Below are 26,343 nucleotides of genomic sequence, written 5' to 3' on the forward strand. Positions count from 1 at the left end.
CTGCCCATGCCGATCGAGTCTGTACAACAGTCCATTCATATTCGCCGCAAGAAAAATGCAGTGGTGTTTCAGAATATCGCCCGGCTGTGGGATTTGGGCCGTCAAGCCAAGAGTCATCAAGACCTGCTGGACGGATTGCATCCCTGGAATGGCCCGATAACGCTAAAATTTGAAAATAATCTGCCATTGGCGCTGGCTGGTATTGGTTTGTTGCTCATCGTCAGCATTTTTATTGCACCGGAAAATATCTGGATTCAAAGTGGCGTTTTTCTGGGCGGTCTGCTGCTGTTCTGGGCCTATCTTTGCTATGAGCAACAACAACCATTAGATGAAGTTATTGGCTTTCTGGAAGATGCAGCACTGGCCAAAAAATATCAGCTTGCCTTTCAGCAACAGCCACAGCATATTTCAATTCCTTTAAATCCCCTGCATTTTATTGGACATTTAAAACGTTTATTCCCCTTATTCAATCAAGGTTCTTTGAGTAATGAGATTACACGTTATGCCAGCACGGTATGGGAAGATGAAAACGGCCAGCAACATCAGGTGCTGCTGTTTCAATATCACTATATTGATGAAGTACAGGTTCGCAACAAGCAAGGGCAGCCGGTTAAATTAATGCAGGTTCACAAAGACCTGTGGGGCGTGTTTGTCTTTGATATCCAGATTCAGGGACTGGCGGTCACGACTTCTCGACGTAAATTTTATTATCCTTATAGCCATCCCTGGCATAGTAGCGATATTCGTACCAATCAACGCTTAAGCTTTTATGGCAGTGATCCGATGCAAACCGCCAAATTACTCAGTCCGGGTTTTGTACTGCGTCTGGCCGATTTTTTTGCACAGCGTCAGGGGGATTTACTGTTTCATCCGGAAAATCGGATGCTCTGCTATCTGGGGCCTCATGATTTATTTCAGGTGTCGAGCAAGCATCGTCATATCAATGATATTTCGACATTGCGCGGCCATCTCAGAACGTTTAAATTAAGACAACTCGAACAGTTACAACATGATCTTGTGCAGTTTTTAAAATAACTGCTTTTTTTTAAATCAATATTTTCAGAATATAAATATGAATTGGGGATATCTCGCATGGGATTTTTGGTTTTATGTTTGATCATTATTGCGCTGATTGTGCTGATCATTATGATCCGCAACAGTATTGTCCGTCATCACAACGCGACGATTCGCGCCTGGTCGGATGTTGCCAGTTATGAACGGCAGAAACTGAAAATTCTGGATGGACTGCAGCCGCTGGTCGAGCAATATTCTTCTTTTGAAAAAGGCACACTGGAAAAAGTCACCGAACTGCGTCAGAACATCATGAATTTAAATATCAACGATGCCGACATTTCTCAGTTACAGCGCATTGAAAGCCTGAACAAACAACTCATGCATAGCCTCAATGTAGTGGTTGAAAACTATCCCGAGCTAAAAGCCAATGACATTTATCTGAAAATGATGGCTGAAATTGAAGAACAGAATGAAAATGTCGGTGCGGCAATTACCATTTATAATCGCAATGTGGAACTGTTTAATAACCAGATCCAGATTTTCCCACACAATGTGATTAATAATATGCTGTTAGGAAAAAAAGCAGTTCGCCCTTTTCGCGATCAGAGCGCAACCCAGAGTTTTGACTATCGTCCAAATTTTCACTGAGCAACTATCTCATCTGATCGACTTTCTCATCCTGGCGTACTCAACTTATAATAAAATGCCCCAGGATGAAGCTACACCTTTATAAAACCAATAAAATAAAGAATAAAAATTATGCTGAATTATGTAGAGCGCTTAGAGCAGACGCTGGTGGAAGAATTTTATCCGCTTTATGACCATTATCAGGACGATGGAATCTATGCCTGTAGTCTGGTCTTTGACGAATTTTTACTGCTGGATGATCTGGCTATTTCGACTGAGTGCAGTATTTTTAAAGATCCGGAAGATCAGCGGCAATATCTGGCTAAACAAGATCGCTGGAATGTCCCAAAATGGCGTTATCGGGCACAAGCTGCGCCCGACTCCGGACTGATCCCGTTCAAAACTTTGCTGGCCGATTATTTTAAAACCCAGCATAGTTTTGGTCATCCGCTATTGGGACAGCAACAGCTCCACACAACACATCTGGACTTATTACTGCAAACGTTCAAACAGGCCAAATATCGCCTCTCCGAAGCCTATGGTCTGGATCTGGGCAATATACTTTTTTTCCTGAGCCTGCCAAACCAAGTCGAATTTGAGCGCCGATCTGCACTGGAAATCAACCCAGAAAGCGCCTTATTGCAAAACTTTTTAGTCTCCCGACATGCCCAGCCTTTTTCTGAAATCAGCAAGCGATTAAAACTCTCGCAAAATGACAAGGACATTCTGATTGATCTGGAACAAATGCTGGTGATGGAGCCTTATGATTATCTGCAAGTGGCGCACGATGCCTATTTGCTGACCTTGGAATCCTACTTTATCGACAGCAATATCTATATCCAGAAACTGATCCAGCATATCGCTGCCATGGCCTCTGAGCCGGATGGCAGCTGTGCTCTTAGCCGGGAAGATATCCAGCAGCGCTTGCAACAGTTTTCTGCAAATTCGACTATTTCACCTGATCTTGCATTTATTCAACGATAAATAAAATTACAGAGCGAATGCTCTACAATGCTGGCGTTTAGCGTAAGAATCAAGGAAAATAGCGCCCTTTAGCTATGAACTAGCAGCGAACTGTTTTTTCGCCTGGATGTGGAACTCCTATGAAGTTTGAAAAATTAGGTCAGTCGGGTCGCGCCCGTCGTGGTCGTTTAACGCTTGAACATGGTGTGGTTGAAACCCCGATGTTTATGCCTGTCGGCACTTACGGTACGGTGAAAGGCCTGTTGCCGCGTGATATTAAAGAGATCAAGTCTCAAGTCATTTTGGGCAATACCTTCCATTTGTATTTACGTCCAGGACTCGATGTGATTCGTGAACATGGTGGCCTGCACGAATTTATGAAGTGGAATAATCCCATTTTGACCGATTCCGGTGGCTTCCAGGTGTTCAGTCTGGGCGCAATGCGTAAAATTAAAGAAGAAGGGGTCACCTTCCGCTCACCCATCGATGGTTCAAAAGTATTTTTATCGCCTGAAATTTCAATGGACATTCAGCACACGCTGAACTCTGACATTGTGATGATTTTTGATGAATGTACGCCGTACCCTGCGACGCATGAAGAAGCGCAAAAATCCTTGCAACTGTCTTTGCGCTGGGCGAAGCGCTGTAAAACCCAACATCACGAGGTTCTGAAAAACCGTAATGCACTGTTTGGGATTATTCAGGGTGGCATGTATGAAGGCTTACGTGAAGAATCGTTAAAAGGCCTGCTTGATATTGACTTTGATGGTTACGCGATTGGCGGTCTGTCCGTTGGCGAGCCTAAAGAAGAAATGATCAAGGTACTGGATTATCTTCCAGAACAAATGCCGGCAGATAAACCGCGCTATTTGATGGGGGTCGGCAAGCCTGAAGATATTGTGGAAGCGGTGCGCCGTGGTGTCGATATGTTTGACTGCGTGATGCCAACCCGAAATGCACGTAATGGTCATTATTTTGTCACAGATGGTCTGGTACGGATCCGTAATGCAAAATATCGTCACGATCAAAGCCCGCTTGATCCACATTGCGATTGCTACACCTGTACCAACTTCACTCGTGCTTATTTATTCCACCTCGAAAAATGTGGGGAAATGCTTGGTTCGATGCTCGGTACCATTCATAACTTGCGTTATTACCTGCGCTTGACTGAATCCATGCGTGATGCCTTGGACAACGGTACATTTGATGCGTTTGTGCAGGACTTTTATGCCCGTCGTGGCCTGGAAGTACCCCCTTGCCCGCAAGATTAATCCATCAGCATTTGCGCTGAGGAAAAAGACAATGTAAATTGCAAGAATATGTCAATTTATTATCAAGTTGATCACCAGTTTTTTTATTTTAGGAAAATGTAATGAGCCTTTTTATTTCGACTGCTCACGCTGCAGGTGAAGCTGCACAACAACCCAGCATGATGGCGAACCTTTTGATGATTGCGGTTTTTATTGCAATCTTCTATTTTTTGATCTGGCGCCCTCAATCTAAACGTGCCAAAGAACATCGTGCTTTGGTTGAAAGCCTTGGTGTTGGCAGTGAAGTCGTTTTTGCAGGCGGATTAATGGGCAAAATCACCAAGATTGAAGGTGACTTCGCAGTGGTTGAATTGAACCGTGGCGTAGAAGTTAAAGTTCAGCGTGCGAGTGTGATTTCAGTCCTTCCTGAAGGCACTTTAAATAACCTTTAATCAAAAATAGTCGTGCCCTTGCACGACTTTTTCATTTTAAGAAGAAAATAAATGCGTTACCCAGCATGGAAATATGTACTGATTCTAGTTGTACTAGTCATCAGTACCTTATATGCCCTGCCAAGTTTGTATCCAGATGAACCTGCTGTACAGATTTCGGGTGCCAAAGCCGGTACTCAAATTGATGCAAGCATCGTACAAAAAGCAGAGCAAATTTTAACAACTGAAAATATTGCCACCCATGACAATAGCTTTAGCAACAATGCTGCCTTATTACGTGTAGATTCAAGTGAATTGCAACTTAAAGCCAAAGAAGCTTTACGTCGCGGATTAGGTGATGATTACGTGGTTGCATTGAACCTTGCCCCGACCACGCCGGAATGGCTGCAAAAAATTGGTGCCAAGCCAATGAAGCTGGGTCTGGATTTACGTGGCGGTGTTCACTTCTTACTCGAAGTGGACATGGACAAAGCGATTGCGCAGCGCATGGAAACCTCTGCGACAGACCTACGTCGTCAGTTGCGTGATAACAACCTGAAATTTAATAGCCTGAACTTAAGCAGCAACACCATTGTGGTGCAGTTTGCCAGCAATGATGATCGTGCTGCAGCGATGGACTTCTTGCGCCGTAATGGCAATGAGTTTACCCAGCAGGCTGTTGCGACTGATACCGGTTCGACTTTACGTTTGACTTATACTGATGTACGTAAGCAAGAAATCGAGTCTTATGCAGTCAACCAGAACTTGACCACGTTACGTAACCGTATTAACGAGTTAGGTGTGGCAGAAGCACTGGTGCAAACCCAGGGCAGCAACCGTATTGTGGTTGAATTGCCGGGTGTACAGGATACTGCAGAAGCAAAACGTGTCTTGGGTCGTACCGCAAACCTTGAGTTTCGTCTGGTTTCTGACCTGAATGATCAATATATTGATCCATATACCGGTCAGGCGACTGGCACATTGCCACCAGGTACAGAAGTATTCGCTTATGAATCCCTGGACAGCGGTCGTCAGCTGCTGTTGAACCGTAACCGTATCTTGACCGGTGAACGTGTTCAGAATGCATCAAGCGGCTTTAGCCAGGACACTGGCGGTGCTGAGGTCAACATTACCCTAGACAGCGCAGGCGGCAAACTGATGTCGGATGCGACCCGGAATGCGGTCGGCAAACGGATGGCAGTATTGTTCATCGAGAACAAACAGCGCATTAGCTATGTAGAAGATCCAGCGACTGGGACTCAAACTGAAGTGCGTACGCCATATACTGAATCTGTCGTGATTAATGCGGCAACCATTCAGGCGGTACTCGGTTCCCAGTTCCGTATTACCGGTCTGGACTCACCACAGGAAGCTGCTGAACTTGCCTTGATGCTACGTGCCGGTGCCCTGGCTGCGCCAATGTACTTTGTTGAAGAACGTGTGATTGGTCCAAGTCTGGGTCAGGAAAACATCGACAAAGGTGTACTTTCAACACAAATTGGCTTCCTTCTGGTGGCGATCTGGATGGTGGTATTCTTCCGTCTGTTTGGTGTGATTGCGAACTTTGCCCTGGTCTTTAACCTGGCAATGATTCTGACCGTCATGTCATGGATTGGTGCTTCTCTGACCTTGCCTGGTATTGCCGGTATCGTGATTACCATCGGGATGGCAGTCGATGCCAACGTTCTGATCTGTGAACGAATACGGGAAGAGATGAAATGGGGAGCTTCGCCGAAACAGGCGATTGTGGCCGGTTATGATCGGGCCTATAACACCATTTTCGACTCGAACCTTACTACCTTCCTGGTAGCCTTCATTCTGTTCGCGATTGGTACAGGTCCGATCAAAGGCTTTGCCGTGACCCTGATGATTGGTATTGTCTGCTCGATGTTTACTGCGATTACAGTAACGCGTGCCGTGATACAGCTCATTTATGGCAAAAAACGTAACTTGAAAAAGTTGAGCATTTAAGGAGATCGATGATGACTGAAAATACTCAACTGAATCAAAAACAGTACGGTCGCCCTGAAGACGAACGCGTCATTCCGTTTATGAAGATTGCTTTGCCTGCGGCATTGTTTTCAATCATCTTAACTGTTGCGAGTCTGTTCTTTATTACGACCAAAGGCCTTAACCTGGGGCTAGACTTTACCGGTGGTGTGGCAGCCGAGCTGAACTATACCAATCCGGTCAAGCCTGAAGATGTTTCCAAGGCACTGAGCCAGGCCGGTTTCAACGATGCTGTCGTACAAACTTTGGGTTCGGAACGTGACCTGATGGTGCGTATGCCAGTTCAGGAAGATGTGGAAGCTGAAGACCTGACCAAAGCAGTTACTGCAGCGGTTCAACTGCCAAATAATGCGGCAGAGGTACCGAAGCTTGATGTGGTCGGCGGACAGGTGGGTAATGAGCTGTATGTCCGCTCTGGTGGCGCGGTGGCACTGGCGCTCTTACTGATGCTGGTCTATGTCACCATCCGCTTTGAGCTCAAACTGGCGATCGGTGCAGTACTGTCGCTGTTCCATGACATCGTGGTGACCCTCGGGATTTTTGCCATGACGCAGTGGCCATTTGACCTGACGGTACTTGCGGCACTCCTTGCGATCATTGGTTTCTCACTGAACGATAATATCGTGGTCTCTGACCGTATCCGTGAGAACTTCCGTAAGATTCGGGGTGCAGAACCGCTTGAAGTGATTAACATTGCCCTGACCGAAACCTTACGCCGTACCATTCATACCTCTATGACGCTATTGCTGGTTGTTGTTGCAATGATGCTCATGGGTGGTGATGGCCTGAAATGGTTCTCGATTGCGATGTTTGTCGGCGTTTTTGTCGGTACCTACTCTTCAATCTATATCGGGACTGGATTTGCACTTTGGCGTGGTTTAAACCGTCAGGACTTTATCGTACAAGTCAAGCCAGAATTTGAAGACGAAAACCAGATTCCCTAATCTGATATTTCATTTTCATCGTTCAGCCCGTCCTAGGATGGGCTGAATTATTTCTGCTGTTTGAATGTTGAAGTAGCCGGCAGAATCGCAATCACTGGATGGATTTTTTCAATATCTGTTTTTTGGAAAATGACTTTCCGATTTTCATCCAGACTTTGAAATTCATAAGTATCTTGAGCTTCCCCCACCCCCTCCAAAATGAGCTGCAAGCCGTTGGCCAGATACACACAGCACATCCCAAAAACTGGCAACTCTTTATCACAAACCAGCCACCAGTCCGGTTTCAGACTGGGAAAATAATAGCGCTCTGCCACCTGAATCGCATAATGCTGTGCTTGCAGATGAAAAATATCCGGATTGAACGAAACCGTAGAATCTATGGGATTGAGTTTAAAGGCCTGTTGTTGTACCACCTGCATCTGAAACAAAACGACCCGATCTATAGCTGTAGCAAGTTCAATCTTCGGTTCGACCGTCTGATCCAGAATTAAACGGGCTAAGCCAAGCTGCTGTTCCAGTTCCCTTGCCACCTTCTCTCCGATCTGGCGTTTGCTATTCAGTAACTGCGCGATATAAGCAGCAGACAAGCCAAAATGCTCGCAGATCTCTTTGCCGGTTTTAAATTGCTGGGTGTCAATCAGCTGATCAATCACTTTTGTCAGATGATGTCGTCTTCGTTCAAATATTTCTGGCGCACTCATATCGGTCTGTTGATCTGTTTTTATCCATTTTGTTCAAATACCTTACAATAAAAAAGCCCACAATTGAATTGCAGGCTTTCTTCAGCTTAGAAATAAAGAATTAAGTGCCCTGTACCAGACGGCGGGCGCTGATAATGCCCGGCTGCTGTTCAAGACGCGCCAGCAGTTTGGAAAGTTGCGCCAGACCTTTAACTTCAATCAATAGCTTCATATTGGCAATACCGTCCGCTTCCGAAATAGTATTGACCTGACGGATATTGATCTGGTCGGAAAAAATCACTTGCGTCAGATCTTTGAGCAGACCACGTCGATCATAGGCTTCCACCACAATCTGTACGCTCTGGCCACGTGTTGGCTGCATTTCCCAGTCGGCTTCTACCGCACGTTCAGGCTCTTGGGTGATCATGCGCACATAGTCCGGACAAGCCACCTTATGAATGCTTACCCCACGATTCAGGGTGATATAGCCAGCGATCGACTCACCATGCACCGGTTGGCAACATTGCGCGACATGCAGCTCTACGTTATCCAGCCCGTCAATCAGAATACCGTGCGCTGACAGGGTATGACTGGCACGCGGATTCAGCGCTGGCTTCAGCACCAGCTCAGGTTCATCCTGATCCAGATGCATATGACGATTCACCTGATTAATCAAGGCATGCAGGCTGATATCACCATTGACCAGATTCACCAGAATGTCATCACCGGTTTTGACATTAAAATGATTGCAATAATCACTCAAATCGATCGATTTTGGATGAATCGCCAGACGTGACAATTCTTTATTCAGCACTTCACGGCCGACTTCCAGGTTTTTACTGCGGTCCTGTTGACGGAACCAGTGGCGCAACTTGTCGCGCGCACGTGCAGTCTTGATATAACCCAGAGAGTTAACCAGCCAGTCCCGATTCGGCTCACGGTCTTTTTTGGTCAGAATCTCGACCTGTTCCCCGGTTTTCAGGGTATAGGTCAGTGGCACATAGCGCTGATTGACACGCGCGGCATAGCATTTGTTACCAACTTCGGTATGCACATGATAAGCAAAGTCGAGCACAGTTGAATCACGCGGCAACTCTTTGATATCACCATCACGACTAAACACATAAATTTTTTCGAAGCCTTCGAAGTCTTGAATATGTTCGAAGTTTTCGATTTCATCTTCTGCTTCTTTATGTGCACTGGACTCATTGCGTTCCTGATAATGCTCGAGAACTGCGCGTAAAGAATGCAAACGATGATTAAAAGAATGATCGGTGGTTTTCGAGCCTTCTTTATAATTAAAGTGCGAACACACCCCCAGCTCTGCTTCTTCATGCATGCTGTAAGTACGAATCTGCACTTCAAGTGATTTGTTCTCGGCAATTACAGCCGTATGCAGGGAACGATAGCCATTGGCTTTTGGATTGGTAATATAGTCATCAAACTGATGCGGAATATGTCGCCAGATCTGATGTACAATCCCTAAACTGTGGTAACACTCCGGTACGCTCTTGACCAATACCCTTAAGGCACGAATATCATAGAGCTGGTCAAAACTCAGGCTCTTGCTTTTCATTTTTCGATAAATCGAATAAATGTGTTTTACGCGTCCGTTAATTTCAGCTTCGATGCCATATTCAGATAATTCATTGCGTAATTTATCAATCACGAATTGAATATATTGCTCTCGCTCTAAACGTTTTTCATTCAGTAAAGAAGCAATTTCTTTATAACGTTCTGGCGCAAGATAACGGAAGGCCAAGTCTTCCAGTTCCCACTTTAACTGGGCGATGCCTAAACGGTGCGCCAGTGGTGAGTAGATCGTCAGAATTTCTCGGGCAACCCGCTCCTGACGCTCACGCGAGGAATTGGTCAGCTCACGCAAGGCATAGGTACGCTCTGCCAACTTCACCAGAACCACACGCACGTCTTCGGTCACTGAAATCAGCATTTTATAAATGCCGGACAGATGTTCACGCTGATTATTATCGAAATGGTCTTCCAGACGTTTATTTTTTTCGATCAGTTCAGACAGTTTACCCATGGCCAGCGTGCCCTTGACCAGGCTATGCACTTGCTCGCCAAACTTCTCTAACACTTCAGTCAGTGGCATGACGCCTTCACGCACCGAACGATAGAGCATGGCCGCGGACAGGGTATCTTCATCGACATGCAGATGTGCCAAAATATCCGCCATCTCAATACCGGTATAAAAGGTATTGGAACGATGCTGAACCGTACTTTGCAGCTCTCTTTCTAATGTTAAGTGGGCGACTTCTTCGAGCTGCTGTAAAGGTGCCCCATCTAATATGCCACGAACCCGATCCAACCACTCAGTCAGATCGTGGTGTGCTTGTTCGGCATGTTCTACAGTCGTCTCCTGTGACAACTCATTGAGTCGTCCAGGGAGTTGCTCACGTACTGTGACCATACCCTTCTCCTACTTGTAAATACATCATTTCTTCAATCGTTCATTTAATTTTCTTTTTCGAACAATGCAATCGATTCAACATGCCCAGTATGCGTGAACATATCCATCACTCCGGCTTGAGTGAGGCGATAACCCTGTTGTACCAAGAGCCCTGCATCTCTTGCGAGTGTCGCAGGATTACATGACACATAAACGATTCTTTTTGCGCCAAACTGAGGAAGATAATGCATGACTTCTTCTGCGCCAGCACGTGGCGGGTCAATCAATAATGCATCAAAACCTTGATTTGCCCAAGTCTGGTGCGAGAAATCTTTGGTTAAATCTTGTGAATAAAAAGCAACTTGGGCAATACCATTATTTTTGGCATTTTCCGCACCGCGTTGCACCATTTCTTCACTCCCTTCCACCGCAATCACCTGACCAGATGTGCCTACACAGCGTGCCAGTGCTAGAGAAAAATTTCCTAATCCACAAAATAGATCCAGAACCCGCTCACCCTGTTGCAGCTGTAGCAAATTACATGCCAGCGCTACCATTTGCGGATTGATAGTCGAATTCACCTGAGTGAAGTCCACAGGATTAAAACCGAATTTCACATCAAAGTCATCAAGACTATAGTGCAAGCGCGCCGCGGCATCTGGAGCATCAATTCGCGAGAGTGTATCTTTGCCGGCAGGCTGCACATACAGTTGCCAGCCTTTCTGTAACGTAAATTCGCGCAATTGGTTGACATCAGCCACTGATAATTTTGCAGTTTCACGCACCAGTAAGGCAATATCCTGATCCCCCATGGCCAATTCTATATGACCAATGTCAGCCTTGCCATTGAGACTTTGCAGCAATTGTTTAAGGCTTGTAAGCGATCCAAATTCACGATCCAGAATCATGCAGCGATCAATCGAGGTTAATTTATTGCTTTGATTCTCACGAAAACCCACCACCAATGTGTCTTTAGCCGGCAGATAACGCACTCCGATCCGGGCTTTACGGCGATAATCTTCACGCTCGGAACGTAGCGGTGCAAGCCACTGCACAGGCTGGATGCCAGCAAAATGCTGTAAATGCGATTTCAGCACATTCTGTTTTAGTTCAATCTGTGCATCGGCTGCGATATGCTGCATATTACAGCCGCCACAGACCCCAAAATGTGCACAGATCGGCTTGACGCGAATTTCGGAAGCTTCGCTGAGTAATTCAAGACTGTCAGCTTCTTCCAGTTTTTTAACTTCACGGGTAATGCGAGCACGCACGGTTTCACCGGGCAAGGCATAACGGATAAAGACTTTCTTGCCGTGTTTATGCGGTGGATGATCCGGGTGTGAACCATAATGAGCGATGCCACGTCCCTCATGCGAAAGTGACTCAACCTGAAAAATGTACTCGGGTTGCTGGGTAGGACGTGTGTGTGCTCGATGCTTCATGAAAACCTAGGATGTGGGAGTTGGAAAATCAAAACGGGTAAAGTCAGTTCTTTGTGACGTTTCACGCCAAACCGATAAAAAGTCCGCATGCTGCGGTTGCGTATGCAAATATTGAATCGTACTGTGCAGCAAATGCTGATAATCCGGCAATAACAGCTGTCCTTTTAACAACAGCCAGCGGATATAGACCAGCCAGGTATTCAGCACATCGCCTTCACAATAAGAGGTCAGTTCGATCCATTGCTGATTGCGGACATATTCAGGAACCCGATAGGCCCCGTCACCGCGTTTACCCGGATAACCCAGCAAATGTGCAACATCGTCCAGCTTCTGGAAATGACGCGTATGGAACATGGCCATCACATCCATTAAGTCAACATGACGATGATGGTAACGATTCTGGTAGTTATTATAACGCTTTTGCGTGTCAATTTCGCCCTGATCGAATAGACTCGGTGCAGAGAGTCCATGATACATGGCACGGTATAAAATCACCGGTAAATCAAACTGTGAACCATTCCAACTGACCAGCGTCGGATGACGCTTATCAAAAATCGATAAGAATTTTCTTAAAATTTCCGCTTCAGAATGCTGTTCCCGGCTAAAGGAAAACAGCTTCATGCCCTGCTCATCGATCCATAAACCGGAAATACAGACAATTTCATGCAAGGGCGGACGCTGAAAATCAGAGCCTGAATCCTGACGGCGCAGTTTGGTCAAGGCCTGATCCAGATCTGCTTCAGGCAGGTCCAGACCAAATAAATGCGCGCCTGATTTGAGATCGGTTTGGGTTTCAATATCGAAAGTTAAAACAGGCAGGCGCATAACACAGTGCTCAAATAATTATTCAGAATCTTGCACAGAGAATAACCCTGTAGACAAGTAACGGTCACCACGGTCACAAATAATACACACAATGACGGCATCCGGATGTTCTTCCGCCAGCTTTATGGAAGCCCACACTGCACCACCAGATGAAGTACCAGCACTGATGCCTTCTTTCTGCGCCAGCTTACGCATGGTTTTTTCAGCTTCAATTTGTGGAATATCGATAATACGATCCACGCGACTGCGATCAAAAATGGTCGGCAGATATTCTTCCGGCCAGCGACGGATTCCGGCAATGCTTGAACCATCAGATGGCTGTAAACCCACGATCTGAATCTCCGGATTCATTTCCTTCAGATATTTCGAGACACCCATAATAGTGCCGGTTGTACCCATAGAACTGACAAAGTGGGTAATCTTGCCACCGGTTTGCTGCCAGATTTCAGGACCTGTAGTCAGATAATGTGCTTCGACATTATCCGGATTGCCAAACTGATTCAGTACCAGACCCACGCCATCATTTTGCATTTGAGCGGCCAGATCACGTGCACCTTCCATGCCTTGTTCTTTGGTAACTTCAATCAGCTCGGCACCATAAGCACGCATCGCATCCTTACGTTCCTGACTCATATTGTTCGGCATGATCAGCTTCATTTTATAGCCACGCATCGCTGCGACCATCGCCAATGCAATCCCCGTATTTCCGCTCGTTGCTTCAATCAGGGTATCACCCGGCTTGATCTGTCCACGCTTCTCGGCCTGCATGATCATATTATAGGCCGGACGGTCTTTGACCGATCCTGCCGGATTATTGCCTTCGAGTTTCGCGAGTACTGTAGCTTGAGTGTGACTTGCCAGACGCTGTAAACGCACCAATGGCGTTTTGCCAACATAGTGGTCTAACAAAAATTCATCTGCTTGAAAATCGGGGGTGGTATTACTCATTGTGTGCACCTATATCGAGGTGCGGCTATTGTATGAAAAAATGCTTTTCCCTGCATCCATTTAGCACTGCTTTTTCAGGAAACTCTCTAAAACAAACTCAGTATCCTGCTATAAACTTCATTTCCCTGTGATTTAGCAAGATCAAGCAGCTCGGCTGTGAATATAAAAGCGTTATTTTCAGCCCCGGACTTTCAGACGACTGAAGTCTTCATCGCCCGCTTTTCACTGTATTTCAGCAATCATTTAACTGAAATCTCTTGTATTTTTAAAGGTTGATCTGAACCCTTATAAAAATAATGCTTAAATTTTAACTGTCGATTTAAAGCATGCTAATATGCCAAACATAAAGAAAATACTGCTTAAATCATGTCAACGATCAATAAAAAGCTGTTTAAACGCCTACACTTAAATCACGCCTATGGACAGTTGATTGCGCTGATTTTTGTGCCGATTACTATTTTGGCCTGTGTTGGCGCGATGCTGGTGTTGACTGAAACCTCGAATGCCGCACGTGCCCAGCAAAAGCAGATGGCAATTGCCATTATGACGCGTTTTCAAGGCACGTCTGAGTATGCACTGGATATTTTAAGCTTGTATCCCTGGCAATATGATCAGGCCCACAATGCCATGCAGAATATGCTCAATGAAAAACATCTGGTTCGGGCAGCCATTCTGGATGACAGTGGCAAGAATCGTTTAGGTATCGGCTTTCAGGAACAGGCCGCTTGGCCCGATTTTGATAAAAGCGGTAACTTTATTGGCCCGATTCTGCATAAAGACAATCATATTTATGCCATTAAAGTGAATGAAAACAGTTTTTCTAAAGGCTGGCTGGCAATTGAGCTGGATAATCAGCCGCTGGCCATTGCTCGCTACCGGGTATTGATCGTATTGATTGCAACGGGTCTATTAACCTTATTATTGTTATTACTCTGTCTGAACTTTTACTCACGGCGCTGGATTGCACCGATGTATGAAATTCGCATGCAGTTGCAGCGACTGAATGCCGATACCCTCGGCCAGCATATGGTGATTAACAGCACCGGAGAGCTGCGTTTACTGCAACGGGATATTGCCAATGTGGTAAAACGTCTACATTTTAGTTTTCTAGAACTGCGCGAACATACTGAACAGACTGAAGATGATTTACGTCGTACTTTAGATACGCTCGAAGTACAGAATATTACTTACCGTCAGGCACGTGACCAGGCGATTTCAGCCAACCAGGCCAAGTCGGTGTTTTTGGCCAATATTTCCCATGAACTGCGTACCCCGCTCAACAGTATTGATGGCTTTATTCATCTGCTCTTGCGTCAGGGCAATCTCAGCAATGAGCAAAGTCTATATTTGCAAACCATTCGTAAATCTTCCGCACATTTACTGGCGCTGATTAATGATGTGCTGGATTTTTCCAAAATTGATGCCGGCAAACTGGAACTGGAAACCGCAGCTTTCGATCTGGAAGAAGCCATTTTTGATGTGATGGACATGCTCTCGCCACTGGCGGCACAAAAACATATTGATATGGCCTTCTACTACGCAGACAGCGTACCGAAACATGTGATTGGCGATGCGCTACGCTTTAAGCAGATTCTGACCAACCTGATTTCCAATGCGATCAAATTCACGCCGGATGGCGAAATCATCGTGCGGGCACGTATGGAACATGAGGGGATCGATCGATGTGTCTTGCATTTTAGTGTACAGGACAGCGGCATTGGCCTGAGTGGTACCGATCGTAAAAAATTATTCGAGTCTTTCTCACAGGGCGATACCTCGGTCACCCGTCAGTTTGGCGGTACAGGACTGGGGCTGGCCATTTCCAAACAGCTGGTCAGCCTGATGCATGGCCAGATTGGTTTTGAAGATAATCAGGAACGTGCCCCAACCGAAAAAGGCTCGACCTTCTGGTTTACTGCGCAGTTCCTGGTCGATGAAGATACTGTAATTGAACATCCAGATTTCAATGAATTGACGGTGGTGTCTTATCTGGCCCATCCGGCAACCGCGAACGTCTTGCGTCATTATCTGGAAAATTATCAGGTCAAGCATATTGAATGCGCATCGATTCTGGATCTGTTTAGCCGCCTGAATCATCTACAGAACTCTGAAAACACCTGGCTCATCGTCGATCATAGTGGCGACAGCGAAGTCCTGTTACGCGAGATCCGCTCGCGTTATCAGGGTCATTTGGCCGTATATGGTTATCAGATGCAACTCGATCCAAGCATGCTGAACGACCATCGTGCCCGTGCTCTGCATCAGCCACTCAGCCGCAGTGCCTTGATTCAGCTGCTGGGCAATCACCCGGTCTTCGATCAGGAACAGCATGAAGACTTTAATGGTCAGGGTCTGCATATTCTGGCCGTCGATGATCATTTGCCCAACCTGATTGTTCTGGAAGCATTACTCGCTGAACTGAATGTCACCACCAGCAAAGCCCTGAGCGGACAGGAAGCGATTGATATCATCCAGCGCCGTTATGAGCAGAAACAGCCGGCTTTTGATCTGGTCTTTATGGATATTCAGATGCCGGTGATGTCGGGAATTGATACCACACGTGCGATTCGCTCACTGGAATCGACCTTTGAAAACCATAACCGACTGCCGATTATTGCCCTGACTGCACATGCGCTGTCGGATGAAAAACATAAGCTGCTGCAAAATGGCATGGATGATTATGTCACCAAGCCGATCCAGATCGAGCAGATTGTGCAGATTCTGACCCACTGGACCACCGAACATTTTAAACGGCTTCCAGTGCTGGAACGCGCCCATGTGATTGATGCACTGGATCCGAATATTCTGGACTGGCAGCAAAGCCTGCAACTGGCAGCCAATAAGGAAGATCTGGCAGTAGACCTGTTGCGCATGCTGGTCGACAGTTTTGCCGATGAACTCACTGAAATGCAGCAGTTAATTGAGCTGGAAGATTTCCCGCAACTGGAACATGTCTTGCATCGTTTATATGGTGCAACCCGCTATGTCGGCGCACCGACTTTGCAGAAAATCACGGGCGGATTCGAACAGTTCGTTTCAACCCTGCGTAAAGAACGTCGCAAGGCCGACGAAAACTTTGTTCAAGACGTGCTGAAACATTTTGATGAACTTAAAGCCGTGGTCGAACAAGTTGAACAGGCCGCCCAGCAAATTCTGAAACAACATTTGAATTAAAACTTGAAGCTGCTCAGTCCGTGATTTAGAAAGTATGACTGAGCTGTCATGCAAGCTCACGGGCCGCATGTTATGCTCGGTTCAGGAAAATAAGGAAGAATGCCATGTCACTCGTGCGCTTGGAAAAAAATAACGGCATTGCCACAGTTACACTGAATCGCCCGGATAAACGCAATGCCATGAGCTTTGCCCTGCTGCGTGAACTGGTTGCGACTGCGCAGAAAATCAAAAAAGATAAAAGTATCCGTTGCGTCATTTTAACCGGCGAGGCGCAGGTGTTTAGTGCCGGCATTGATCTGGCCGATTTAAATAATCCTAAAAATCGTGCCTATGCGGCCTGGGAGTTAATCCGTCCGGGTCAGAGTCTGTTCCAGAAAGCCTTTCTGGTCTGGCAGGAATTACCGGTGCCGGTGATCGCTGCGATGCAGGGCTTCTGTTTTGGCGCTGGTATGCAGCTTGCTCTGGCCGCAGATATCCGTATTGCACATCCTGATACCAAAATGTCGATTATGGAAACCCGTTGGGGACTGGTACCAGATATGGGGCTCAGCCGTTCGCTGAAAGGCCTGATTGGGATTGATCTGGCCAAAGAACTGACTTTGACTGCCCGGATTTTTGACAGTGCCTATGCCAAAGAGATTGGTCTGGTTACCCATGTGGATCAAGAACCGTTGGCACGCGCACAAGCATTGGCTGAGGAAATGCTGCAACGTTCTCCGGATGCCCTGATGGCCTCTAAGTTTGTACTGGATGCCATGCAGCATCGTCCAAATAAATCTTTACGTATGGAAAAAATCTGGCAGCTGAAATTATTGCTAGGTAAAAACAGTCAGCTGGCTCGCAAAAAGGACAAGAATCCGGAAGTCCAGTTCGTGCCACGCCAATATAACTAAATCGAGTTAGAGTCCAAGCAAGGAATAAGAAAAAGCATGCAGTTAAATCGCGATACTAAGATTGCCTTTTTGGGTATGGGCCTGATGGGACGCCGGATGGCGACCCGTCTACTACAGGCAGGTTTTCAGGTCGCGGTATGGAACCGTACCTCGGCGGCTTGCCATCCCTTAATCGACTTGGGTGCAACTGCGCTGTCTTTGAATCAGATTGCGGATTATCCAGTGATTTTGACTTGCTTGGCAGATGATCAGGCGGTGCAATCGGTCTTTGAGCAGATCGTGCCGTATTTGGTTGCCGATCAAATCATTGTGGATTTTTCCAGCCTTTCGGTGCAGCAAACCCACGCGCTTGCAGCACAAGCACAGACCAGACAGGTGAACTGGATTGACTCCCCAGTTTCAGGCGGTACCGCAGGTGCTGAACAAGGCAGTCTGGTGATTTTTGCCGGTGGTGATGCCACAATGATTGAACATCTTGACCCAATTTATGCAGCACTTTCACAGCGCGTTACCCGTATGGGCGACACCGGTACTGGTCAGGCGACCAAAATTTGTAATCAGCTCATTGTCGCAGCCAATAGTACCCTGATCGCGGAAGCAGTGGCATTGGCGGGCCTTGCAGGTGTAGATACACGCCTACTGGCACCTGCCTTGGCGGGTGGTTTTGCCGATTCCAAACCTTTCCAGATTCTGGCGCCACGTATGGCCACACAAACTTTCGAACCGGTGCAATGGAAAGTGCAGACCTTATCTAAAGATCTGAACAATGCCGTGCAACTGGCCCAAAGCTTTGACCTGGATGTTCCGGTCGCGACTCAGGCCTTATCACAGCTGCAAATCCATCAGGCCCAGGGCTTTGCCGAGGCCGATCTGGCCACTGTGATTCAACAGCTCAAGCACGCATAATTTTTACTTTTGTAATACCCTGAATGTATAAGGAAAATACATGATTAAACTCGCCGTTAACCTGTCGATGATTTTTACCGAAGTGCCACTCATCGAACGCTTCGCACTGGCTCGAGCACAGGGCTTTAATCATGTCGAAATCCAGTTTCCTTATGAATTGACGATTGGCCAGATTCAAAATCAGCTCAGCATCCATCAACTGAACTTATGCCTGATTAATGTGCCTGCCGGTGATTTAATGCAGGGCGGCCATGGCCTGGCCGGTATCCCGGGGCGGGAAATCGAGTTCCGTCATGCTGTTGAACAAGCCATCCAGTATGCCACGGCCTTAAATGTACCTCGGGTCAATATTCTGGCAGGCAAACAGCCTCTGGATTGTGACCTGTTGCCCTGCCTGAATACGCTGGCAAGTAATCTGAAAATGGCCTGTTCAATGCTGCTCGAGCATCAAATTGAACCGGTCTTTGAAATGGTCAATGGCACCGATATGCCACGTTTTTTGATTCAAAATGTTGCACAAGCTCAGGAAATGCTGGAAGCAGTCAATCATCCGGCCTTAAAAATGCAGTATGACTGCTATCACATGGCGATGATGGGCGAAGATGTACTGGAAAATTTAAAAGAAAATATTCACCTGATTGGTCATATCCAGTTTGCGGATTGTCCGGGACGACATCAACCCAATACGGCGTCTATTCAATATCATGATATATTTCAGTGGTTAAAACATAGTCAATATCAAGCTTATGTCGCTGCCGAATATAAGCCGATGCAGCATTCCAATGACTCCTTTGTCTGGAAAGCCGAATTCTTTCCGGAGCATGACTGAGTGGACTGCGGCTTCATTTGAAATTCAGCACTAAAACCGCTATATTAGACCATGCATAATTGTTAGGAAATTACACACCCCATGAATTTAGAACCATCGCCCAGCGCTTCTAATTCTCACGATCTTACTATGAATTCAAATTCTCAAGCTGTACAGGACTGCTTAAAAGTCGTACATGCTGCACTTGAAGATGTAAAAGCAAAAGAAATTGTTGAGCTTGATGTCAGCGGTATCAGTAATGTGGCTGATGCTATGGTCATTGCAAGCGGCACATCGACACGTCATATCAAATCACTGGCCAATAACGTTGCTGAAGAAGCACGTAAAGCTGGCTTCCGTCCGCTTGGTATTGAAGGCGAACGTGATGCTGAATGGATCCTCATCGACCTCGGTTATGTAGTGGTTCATTGTATGCTTCCAACAGCGCGTAAATTCTATGATCTAGAAAGCTTATGGCGCAATCCTGCAGATACAAACTCTGTAGCGTAAAATCAAATATTCAAAAAAGCGACCTGTGTAGGTCGCTTTTTTTATGTGCGTATAAAAAGAATACGAAATAAAAACCACCCGAAGGTTAATGCCAGTCAGTTAAGCAATTGACTGGCATTTTCTTTTTTAAATTCATGATTATATTTGATAGCTGGAAAAGTCATCCGCAACTGTCTGAGGCAGGACTACATTAAAAAATGATTGTTTCTGCGACAAATTTGCTAGTGGATGGTGGCTGACGAGTTTTGCGGATGACAAATGCTTTTGGTTACTTTGGGCGAAACCAAAGTAACAAATGATATTGCAAATATTTGATTTAAAACGTTAAGACTCTGTCGTGAACGACTAAAAAGTTAAAGAGTCTATTTCTAAATTCCTTAACTGATCAGCATTAACCCGAAGGTGGTTTTTTATTTAATCCTCCCCGACCCTCCTTTTTCAAAGGAGGGAGCCTTTATCAAAAAAGTCCCCCTTTAAAAAAGGAGGACTTACCTGAGTAACCAATTTGATTTTGGAAGTTCCCCCTCTTTATTAAAGAGGGGTTAGGGGAGATTTTGAATTAATGACCCGTACCATTAATAGCTTTAGTCATATCTTCCACCACTTTCTTGGCATCACCGAAGATCATCATGGTCTTGTCATTATAGAACAAGTCATTGTCTAGACCCGCATAACCGGTTGCCATAGAACGCTTGATCACCATAATGGTACGTGCCTTATGCGCTTCCAGAATCGGCATGCCATAAATTGGCGATGTTGGATCATCTTTCGCCGCAGGGTTTACAACATCGTTGGCACCAATCACCAGCACCACATCTGTTGCCGGGAAGTCCGAATTGATCTCATCCATTTCCAGGATGTCTTCATAGGGTACGTCAGCTTCAGCAAGCAATACATTCATATGACCCGGCATACGACCTGCTACAGGGTGAATCGCAAAACGAACCGTTACGCCCTGCTCTTTCAGCAAGTTAGCCAATTCTTTTACCGCATTCTGTGCACGGCCTTGCGCCATACCATAACCCGGTACAATCACCACGCTGTCTGCATTTGACATCAGGAAGCCTGCATCATCTGCCGAGCCAGAACGGTGATTACGTTGAACCTGTTCACCTGCTCCTGCTGTCGGCGCAGCTGTACCGCCCATTGCGCCACCAAACAGAACGTTGATGATTGAACGGTTCATGGCTTTACACATGATATAAGACAGAATCGCACCTGAAGAACCGACCAGTGAACCTGCCACAATCAGCATGTTGTTTTCAAGCGTGAAACCAATCCCGGCTGCAGCCCAACCAGAGAATGAGTTGAGTAGCGAGACCACCACCGGCATATCACCACCGCCGACAGGTGCAATCCATACCCAGCCAAAGACCAGTGCAAGTGCTGTCATTGCCCAGAATGCGGTCATATTCCCTGTTGAGAAGAACATGAAACCAAACACCAACATGGCAATAAAGATGATGGCCTGAACAGGTTTTACCCATGCGCCAGAAATGGTTTTTGCCCATTTCTTCGCAGCCAGTTTTCCATAAGCAAAGACTGATGCTGTAAAGGTAATTGCACCCACGAAACAACCCACGAACAGTTCAAATAAATGAACACGGCTCATTTCATGGAAATTGACACCATTGGCCGCCAAAAGGTCTGGACCGAGTTCAATCAGTTTGTTGTTATGAATAATTGCAGCAATCGCAATCAAGACCGCAGCCAGACCCACCAATGAGTGCATCAGCGCCACAGTTTCTGGCATTTGGGTCATAGGGACAGTACGCGCACGGGCAATACCCACCACCGCACCTGCTACCATTGCGCCCACAATCATCCACACCACAGGATTATCTGCAACAAAGAAGGTGGTCAATACTGCAATCGCCATGGCGATCATACCGTAACGGTTACCTTGAATTGCAGTTTTAGGACCTGATAAACCACGTAGCGTCAGGATAAAAAGAACGGCACCAATCAGGTAGAACCAATCCGCATATTCTCGAATCATTTCCATGGATTAACCCTCTTTTTTCTTTTGCTTAGGTTTAAACATTTCCAGCATACGTGCAGTCACGGCAAAGCCACCGAAAATATTGATACTGGCCAGGAACACCGCGATTGCACCCAGCACGCTCACCACGTTAATGGTCTGGAAATCCACGCTGCCTTCAACGCCGATCACCGGCAGACCAACGGTCTGGATCATCGCACCGACAATAATGATCGATGACAAGGCATTGGTGACCGCCATCAACGGCGTATGCAATGCTGGTGTTACACCCCACACCACGTAGTAACCTACGAAAATGGCAAGGACAAAAATCGTAATTGTTTCAACCATGAGTCTTCTCCTTAACCACGTTTCAGCAGCACTTGGCCGGCATGAGTGACAAGTAGGGCTTTTTGAATTTCTTCTTCTGGATTCAGGACAAAATTCTTGTCGGCATCAAATAGTGTTTCCACGAAGTTAAAGACGTTACGTGCATATAAAGCCGATGCTTCAGTCGAGACTGTCGAAGGAATATTAGGAATACCGAGAATTTTGACACCATTGCCGGTATGCACAGTTTCACCGCATTTCGAACCTTCAACGTTACCGCCCGATTCCACTGCCATATCTAAAATGACTGAACCCGGTTTCATTTTCGCCACTGTTTCAGCACGGATTAAACGCGGTGCATCACGGCCGGGTAAAAGCGCTGTGGTAATCACAATGTCAGCATTTGATACGGCTTTATCCACAATGGCAGCCTGATCGCGGATGTATTCCTCACCCGGCATCCAGCCATAACCATTCTTGGCCGCATCCGCCGCTTTTTGCTGCTCTTCGGCAGACATCGGCACGTCCAGCCATTTACCGCCCAATGACTCCACTTGGTCTTTTGCTGTTGGACGCAAGTCTGTAGCTTCCACAATAGCGCCTAAGCGTTTTGCAGTGGCAATCGCTTGCAGACCCGCGACACCGACTCCCATGATCACCACACGGGCCGGTTTGACTGTACCCGCAGCCGTCATTAGCATCGGGAACATGCGCTGGTATTCAGCCGCAGCCAGAAGGACTGACTTGTATCCTGCAAGGTTGGCTTGAGAAGACAAGACATCCATATTCTGCGCACGAGACAAGGTCCGTGGCAAAAGTTCCAATGCAAATGCAGACACGTTCTGTGCCGCAAATTGGTCAAGCTCAGTATTACGGTAAGGATCAAACATCGCTACGATGGCGGTGTTCGGATTGAGTTTTTGAATTTCCTCACCTTTCGGTGCACGAACTTTTAAAATCAATTGACTGCCGGTGTAGGCATCATCCGTAATTTTGGCACCAACTTGTTCATAGGCACTATCAATATAGGCAGCTTTAAGCCCTGCACTACGTTCGATAATCACGCTATGTCCTGCGCTGATCAATTTCTTTACTGTCTCTGGCGTCGCAGCGACGCGATTTTCACCGACAACAGTTTCGGCTGGAATTCCGATCTGCATGAGCGTTCCTCAAGCTAATTTTTCTTAAGTAAACATCGCTTAAACGATGCTTCCCCTCAGGATGTGTTCTTGTTGAATTTTTGGATTCTAATCAAACTGTTTGAAATTACTACCTACTATTTATTTAATAAATGCCTATATATTGAACTGATGATTCATAAAAATATTGCTGTACTAGTGCATGGCTTACATACGCCAAATATTTATATTTGATTATTTTATAAACGATATTCATTTACCTGAATGAAAACCTGAAAATGCGCTCGGCTGATAAGCCGCCTACTTGAGATTTTTTTTGTTACATTGATCTTTCTGACCAAAATTCCTGTTTTGGTTCTTTATGCTACCCGTTTCTGAATAGGTCTCTCTGCTAAGGACAGCGGCACTTTAGCTTTCCAAGTTTTCTAAATTTGACTTTATTGACAAATAAAGAACTTATTCCAGATAAGCTATCTGATCTGTAAAGTAATACCTTTTATTCAATTTAGTTATGATTTAGCACCCATCAGGCTGAGGTTGAATTGATGGATGTGACACAACGAGATCTGTGGGTGTAAAGGTCACTTATCTCTAAAATGATCAGACCAAGAGGAACAAAAATCTTGCTGACCATTTATTATATTAATGTCATAAACCGAATAAGTGACTAAAATAAAGTTTATGCACCATATCTGCGCATAAAATGAGAGCTATTATTTAATTTTTTTCATTTCCAGGGGATTTTTCGTTCTTTCTTTGTCCTATGCGTTGTAATAAAGCCAACTATTGATCAAAAATCTGGCAACCTGATTATTCCTGACTGTTTTTCTAATTCAAGTCCTGTGTAATCCTTGCGATCTAAGATCTTTTCATTGAGTCATTGTAATATTTTTCTACTTTTAAAGCCTAAAGTTCTCACTTATAGTGCCTTTCATTCCTGCATCAATGCGCTGCTTGTTTTAAATTCTCCTCGGCTTAGATAAGGTTGCTGCTATGAACACGCCCCTCGATATCAGTCAAAACAAGCCCTTATTATGGCTGATGGCGATTGCCTGTGGTTTATGTGCCGGCGCCAACTATTATTGCCAGCCACTGATTTCATCGATTCAGCAATATTATCAGGTGCCGGAATCACAAGTGGCGCTCACCGTTACCTTTGCTCAAATCTCTTATGCATTAGGCCTGCTGTTTATTGTACCTTTGGGCGATATGCTGAATAAAACCAAGCTGATTCCCTTTCTCATGCTGGGTGCAGCTGCAGGTTTATTTATTTGTGCCAGTGCGATAAACCTGCCGATGCTGTGGGTTGGCACCATCATTGCCGGACTGTTTTCCGTGGCTGCACAGATTCTGATTCCCCTGGCCACCATGGCAGTCAAACCGGAAAAAACTGGAGAAGTAGTGGGTTTCCTGATGAGCGGCTTGCTGGTCGGTATTCTGCTCTCGACCAGTATTGCGGGATTATTGTCCGACCTGTTTCACTGGAAAATGATCTATATCGTCAGTGGCATCAGCATGCTGGCTTTAAGTTTTTATCTGCGAGGAAAATTACCGAGTCTGCCACGCCTAAGAATCAGCTATACAGCGATTTTCAAATCTATGGCGAGCTTATTAACACATGAACCACGACTGGTCTTGCGCTCTCTTACCGGTGCCTGTGCTTTTGCCGCCATGAGCATGCTGTTCTCGACCATTGCCCTGCTGCTGACCCAAGAACCTTTCCAGCTATCTGATGTCATGGTCGGTCTGGTGACACTGGTCGGCGTCTTTGGCGCATTGTCGACTCAATTCATTGGTAAATGGGCCGATCGGGGCCATATCAAAACCTTGAGCTGGATTGGCTGTTCGATCCTGATTGGGAGCTGGCTGTTCCTATATTTTGGTGCGGTATCGCTGCTGAGCTATATTCTGGGCTATGGACTGATTAATCTGGGGTTGGCGATTACGCATAGCTGTAATCAGAATGTGATTTTCCGCCTGCGCCCGGATGCCAAATCACGGGTCAATTCACTGTATATGACCCTGTATTTTATTGGCGGTGCCTGTGGTTCAGCCTTAGGGGTTTATGCCTGGCATCATGGGGGCTGGAGCATGACCTGTATGGCAGGACTCGGGCTGGCCCTAGGCGCTACCCTATTCGCCTTACTGGATCAATGGCATCACGCCCGGACAGCAGCCTAGATGCTTAACTATACTTAGCTGACTTGAGCCGCTGGATAGAAAGGTTTATTTAAATCTAGAGCAACTGAATTTTCCAATAAAATACAGATAAAGACCGGCAGCAAAGCGGCCAGAATCCGACAGCTTTCCTCGAGTAACTTGTGGTTCAGGGAACTATGATAGGTAATTCCGCCCTGCATGAGCTGATGGTGTAATGTATATAAACGACGAAACACCCCGACTAAAATTTCGACAGAATTCCGCTCATTTAAAGCATGCTGTATGATTTTTTTCTGTGTTTCCAGTTCAGCATTACAGCATTCCAGACTAATTTTCTGGTGACGATAATCCCAAAAACTTTGTTCCATATAGGGGTTCGCTAAGAGTGAGTGGATTGGCTGACTGTATTTTTCCCAGACAATATGATTAATCTTCTGGTCCAGATCATTTTGGCAAAGTATTTCTAGAAATTGACGCAGCTTATCCTTTCCCTGAACCCGATCATCCTCTTCTGCATAAATAGCCTGAAAACCAATCCATAGACTGATGAATTTAAAATCCAGATCTTGATCCAAGTCTAGCGCTTTTTTAAACCAGCCTAAGCCACGATGAATTTTTAAGTTAAAATGTGCTGAATTTTGTGCTTTATGGCTTTTATAAATCTCCTCCAATAACAGCATAATTATTCTCCTTATTTCTATCATTTTTTATATTGGTGTTTCTACTATCAAAATATACCATTCTGGAATGACTTGGAATTCTAATTTTATTTCTTGTTTTATGTCCTGGACTTACTGGCTTGACTCAAGTTCGCCGGGTTGTTCTGCTGATTTTATGCTAGTATTACGCCCTCTTTTTTTGCGATATTGGCCTAGCGGGCTTGGGCAAAAAAATAATC

Annotated in this window: 22 protein-coding genes; 13 read left to right on the forward strand and 9 right to left on the reverse strand. The window is 45.8% G+C overall.

Going from position 1 to position 26,343, the window contains the following annotated elements; all coding sequences use genetic code 11:
- Nucleotides 1-6 precede the first annotated feature (6 nt).
- From FTU95_RS12435 to secF, 7 genes are all read left to right on the forward strand, one after another.
- Nucleotides 7-1,035, forward strand: coding sequence for a hypothetical protein (locus tag FTU95_RS12435; RefSeq protein WP_005168601.1), 1,029 nt, complete (start codon nt 7-9; stop codon nt 1,033-1,035).
- 57 nt (nt 1,036-1,092) lie between these two features.
- A complete protein-coding gene (locus FTU95_RS12440) occupies nt 1,093-1,662 on the forward strand; it encodes a LemA family protein (protein ID WP_005098074.1) in 570 nt (189 codons plus the stop codon).
- Between the two features lie 111 nt (nt 1,663-1,773).
- Nucleotides 1,774-2,625, forward strand: coding sequence for a DUF4303 domain-containing protein (locus FTU95_RS12445; protein ID WP_100329834.1), 852 nt, complete (start codon nt 1,774-1,776; stop codon nt 2,623-2,625).
- A 119-nt stretch (nt 2,626-2,744) separates the two neighbouring features.
- Entirely contained in the window at nt 2,745-3,875 is a 1,131-nt protein-coding gene (gene tgt / locus FTU95_RS12450; RefSeq protein WP_180078685.1) for a tRNA guanosine(34) transglycosylase Tgt, read from the forward strand.
- 101 nt (nt 3,876-3,976) lie between these two features.
- Nucleotides 3,977-4,306 (forward strand): preprotein translocase subunit YajC, encoded by a 330-nt coding sequence (yajC, locus tag FTU95_RS12455; protein ID WP_005098077.1) that lies wholly within the window; start codon nt 3,977-3,979, stop codon nt 4,304-4,306.
- Nucleotides 4,307-4,357: 51 nt separating this feature from the next.
- Nucleotides 4,358-6,256 carry a protein translocase subunit SecD gene (secD, locus tag FTU95_RS12460; protein ID WP_180078687.1) on the forward strand — a complete coding sequence of 633 codons (1,899 nt, stop codon included), beginning with the start codon at nt 4,358-4,360 and terminating at the stop codon, nt 6,254-6,256.
- A gap of 8 nt (nt 6,257-6,264) precedes the next feature.
- The gene (gene secF, locus FTU95_RS12465) at nt 6,265-7,239 is read left to right on the forward strand and encodes a protein translocase subunit SecF (protein WP_180078688.1); all 975 of its coding nucleotides are present in this window, start codon (nt 6,265-6,267) and stop codon (nt 7,237-7,239) included.
- 47 nt (nt 7,240-7,286) lie between these two features.
- Here secF and FTU95_RS12470 read toward each other — a convergent pair whose 3' ends face one another.
- From FTU95_RS12470 to cysM, 5 genes are all read right to left on the reverse strand, one after another.
- Nucleotides 7,287-7,940 carry a hypothetical protein gene (locus FTU95_RS12470; RefSeq protein WP_074383521.1) on the reverse strand — a complete coding sequence of 218 codons (654 nt, stop codon included), beginning with the start codon at nt 7,938-7,940 and terminating at the stop codon, nt 7,287-7,289.
- Between the two features lie 100 nt (nt 7,941-8,040).
- The gene (locus FTU95_RS12475) at nt 8,041-10,350 is read right to left on the reverse strand and encodes a bifunctional (p)ppGpp synthetase/guanosine-3',5'-bis(diphosphate) 3'-pyrophosphohydrolase (RefSeq protein ID WP_005098082.1); all 2,310 of its coding nucleotides are present in this window, start codon (nt 10,348-10,350) and stop codon (nt 8,041-8,043) included.
- 44 nt (nt 10,351-10,394) lie between these two features.
- Nucleotides 10,395-11,771 (reverse strand): 23S rRNA (uracil(1939)-C(5))-methyltransferase RlmD, encoded by a 1,377-nt coding sequence (gene rlmD, locus FTU95_RS12480; RefSeq protein ID WP_005098083.1) that lies wholly within the window; start codon nt 11,769-11,771, stop codon nt 10,395-10,397.
- Between the two features lie 6 nt (nt 11,772-11,777).
- Nucleotides 11,778-12,596: a 3'-5' exonuclease gene (locus FTU95_RS12485; protein ID WP_100535412.1), complete on the reverse strand. Its 819-nt coding sequence runs from the start codon at nt 12,594-12,596 to the stop codon at nt 11,778-11,780.
- An 18-nt stretch (nt 12,597-12,614) separates the two neighbouring features.
- A complete protein-coding gene (cysM, locus tag FTU95_RS12490) occupies nt 12,615-13,544 on the reverse strand; it encodes a cysteine synthase CysM (RefSeq protein WP_005168623.1) in 930 nt (309 codons plus the stop codon).
- 366 nt (nt 13,545-13,910) lie between these two features.
- On the opposite strand from cysM, the gene FTU95_RS12495 reads away from it, so the two are divergent.
- The 5 genes from FTU95_RS12495 (at nt 13,911) to rsfS (ending at nt 19,835) form a co-directional block, all read left to right on the forward strand.
- On the forward strand, nt 13,911-16,718 hold the full coding sequence (locus tag FTU95_RS12495; RefSeq protein WP_180078690.1) for an ATP-binding protein: 2,808 nt from the start codon (nt 13,911-13,913) through the stop codon (nt 16,716-16,718).
- Nucleotides 16,719-16,822: 104 nt separating this feature from the next.
- On the forward strand, nt 16,823-17,611 hold the full coding sequence (locus tag FTU95_RS12500) for a crotonase/enoyl-CoA hydratase family protein (protein WP_005098089.1): 789 nt from the start codon (nt 16,823-16,825) through the stop codon (nt 17,609-17,611).
- A gap of 36 nt (nt 17,612-17,647) precedes the next feature.
- Entirely contained in the window at nt 17,648-18,517 is an 870-nt protein-coding gene (locus FTU95_RS12505; RefSeq protein ID WP_005168630.1) for an NAD(P)-dependent oxidoreductase, read from the forward strand.
- Between the two features lie 40 nt (nt 18,518-18,557).
- Nucleotides 18,558-19,346, forward strand: a complete 789-nt coding sequence (locus FTU95_RS12510) for a hydroxypyruvate isomerase family protein (RefSeq protein WP_100329839.1) — start codon at nt 18,558-18,560, stop codon at nt 19,344-19,346.
- 81 nt (nt 19,347-19,427) lie between these two features.
- Nucleotides 19,428-19,835, forward strand: coding sequence for a ribosome silencing factor (rsfS, locus tag FTU95_RS12515; RefSeq protein WP_005098092.1), 408 nt, complete (start codon nt 19,428-19,430; stop codon nt 19,833-19,835).
- Between the two features lie 559 nt (nt 19,836-20,394).
- Here the strand turns inward: rsfS and FTU95_RS12520 are convergent.
- Genes FTU95_RS12520 through FTU95_RS12530 form a run of 3 tightly spaced genes read right to left on the reverse strand, consistent with a single transcriptional unit; the run spans nt 20,395 to nt 23,306 of the window.
- A complete protein-coding gene (locus FTU95_RS12520) occupies nt 20,395-21,840 on the reverse strand; it encodes an NAD(P)(+) transhydrogenase (Re/Si-specific) subunit beta (RefSeq protein ID WP_180078692.1) in 1,446 nt (481 codons plus the stop codon).
- A 3-nt stretch (nt 21,841-21,843) separates the two neighbouring features.
- A complete protein-coding gene (locus tag FTU95_RS12525; protein WP_004281642.1) occupies nt 21,844-22,167 on the reverse strand; it encodes a proton-translocating transhydrogenase family protein in 324 nt (107 codons plus the stop codon).
- A gap of 11 nt (nt 22,168-22,178) precedes the next feature.
- The gene (locus tag FTU95_RS12530) at nt 22,179-23,306 is read right to left on the reverse strand and encodes a Re/Si-specific NAD(P)(+) transhydrogenase subunit alpha (protein WP_180072739.1); all 1,128 of its coding nucleotides are present in this window, start codon (nt 23,304-23,306) and stop codon (nt 22,179-22,181) included.
- Between the two features lie 972 nt (nt 23,307-24,278).
- Between FTU95_RS12530 and FTU95_RS12535 the strand changes: the two genes are divergently transcribed.
- Complete coding sequence (locus FTU95_RS12535) at nt 24,279-25,466, forward strand: MFS transporter (protein ID WP_005168640.1); 1,188 nt, start codon at nt 24,279-24,281, stop codon at nt 25,464-25,466.
- Nucleotides 25,467-25,480: 14 nt separating this feature from the next.
- Here the strand turns inward: FTU95_RS12535 and FTU95_RS12540 are convergent, their stop codons facing one another.
- Nucleotides 25,481-26,125, reverse strand: a complete 645-nt coding sequence (locus tag FTU95_RS12540; RefSeq protein WP_180050882.1) for a hypothetical protein — start codon at nt 26,123-26,125, stop codon at nt 25,481-25,483.
- Between the last annotated feature and the right edge of the window lie 218 nt (nt 26,126-26,343).

It is taken from the genome of Acinetobacter sp. YH12208, from assembly GCF_013418055.1.
GTDB lineage: Bacteria > Pseudomonadota > Gammaproteobacteria > Pseudomonadales > Moraxellaceae > Acinetobacter > Acinetobacter pseudolwoffii.

Coding starts and splice junctions, on each gene's coding strand:
- tgt (WP_180078685.1), top strand. CDS start 2,745: ATGAAGTTTGAAAAATTAGGTCAGTCGGGTCGCGCCCGTCGTGGTCGT.
- rlmD (WP_005098083.1), bottom strand. CDS start 11,771: ATGAAGCATCGAGCACACACACGTCCTACCCAGCAACCCGAGTACATT.
- FTU95_RS12525 (WP_004281642.1), bottom strand. CDS start 22,167: ATGGTTGAAACAATTACGATTTTTGTCCTTGCCATTTTCGTAGGTTAC.
- FTU95_RS12520 (WP_180078692.1), bottom strand. CDS start 21,840: ATGGAAATGATTCGAGAATATGCGGATTGGTTCTACCTGATTGGTGCC.
- FTU95_RS12475 (WP_005098082.1), bottom strand. CDS start 10,350: ATGGTCACAGTACGTGAGCAACTCCCTGGACGACTCAATGAGTTGTCA.
- cysM (WP_005168623.1), bottom strand. CDS start 13,544: ATGAGTAATACCACCCCCGATTTTCAAGCAGATGAATTTTTGTTAGAC.
- secD (WP_180078687.1), top strand. CDS start 4,358: ATGCGTTACCCAGCATGGAAATATGTACTGATTCTAGTTGTACTAGTC.
- FTU95_RS12440 (WP_005098074.1), top strand. CDS start 1,093: ATGGGATTTTTGGTTTTATGTTTGATCATTATTGCGCTGATTGTGCTG.
- FTU95_RS12485 (WP_100535412.1), bottom strand. CDS start 12,596: ATGCGCCTGCCTGTTTTAACTTTCGATATTGAAACCCAAACCGATCTC.
- FTU95_RS12435 (WP_005168601.1), top strand. CDS start 7: ATGCCGATCGAGTCTGTACAACAGTCCATTCATATTCGCCGCAAGAAA.
- FTU95_RS12535 (WP_005168640.1), top strand. CDS start 24,279: ATGAACACGCCCCTCGATATCAGTCAAAACAAGCCCTTATTATGGCTG.
- yajC (WP_005098077.1), top strand. CDS start 3,977: ATGAGCCTTTTTATTTCGACTGCTCACGCTGCAGGTGAAGCTGCACAA.
- secF (WP_180078688.1), top strand. CDS start 6,265: ATGATGACTGAAAATACTCAACTGAATCAAAAACAGTACGGTCGCCCT.
- rsfS (WP_005098092.1), top strand. CDS start 19,428: ATGAATTTAGAACCATCGCCCAGCGCTTCTAATTCTCACGATCTTACT.
- FTU95_RS12500 (WP_005098089.1), top strand. CDS start 16,823: ATGTCACTCGTGCGCTTGGAAAAAAATAACGGCATTGCCACAGTTACA.
- FTU95_RS12540 (WP_180050882.1), bottom strand. CDS start 26,125: ATGCTGTTATTGGAGGAGATTTATAAAAGCCATAAAGCACAAAATTCA.
- FTU95_RS12470 (WP_074383521.1), bottom strand. CDS start 7,940: ATGAGTGCGCCAGAAATATTTGAACGAAGACGACATCATCTGACAAAA.
- FTU95_RS12505 (WP_005168630.1), top strand. CDS start 17,648: ATGCAGTTAAATCGCGATACTAAGATTGCCTTTTTGGGTATGGGCCTG.
- FTU95_RS12495 (WP_180078690.1), top strand. CDS start 13,911: ATGTCAACGATCAATAAAAAGCTGTTTAAACGCCTACACTTAAATCAC.
- FTU95_RS12510 (WP_100329839.1), top strand. CDS start 18,558: ATGATTAAACTCGCCGTTAACCTGTCGATGATTTTTACCGAAGTGCCA.
- FTU95_RS12530 (WP_180072739.1), bottom strand. CDS start 23,306: ATGCAGATCGGAATTCCAGCCGAAACTGTTGTCGGTGAAAATCGCGTC.
- FTU95_RS12445 (WP_100329834.1), top strand. CDS start 1,774: ATGCTGAATTATGTAGAGCGCTTAGAGCAGACGCTGGTGGAAGAATTT.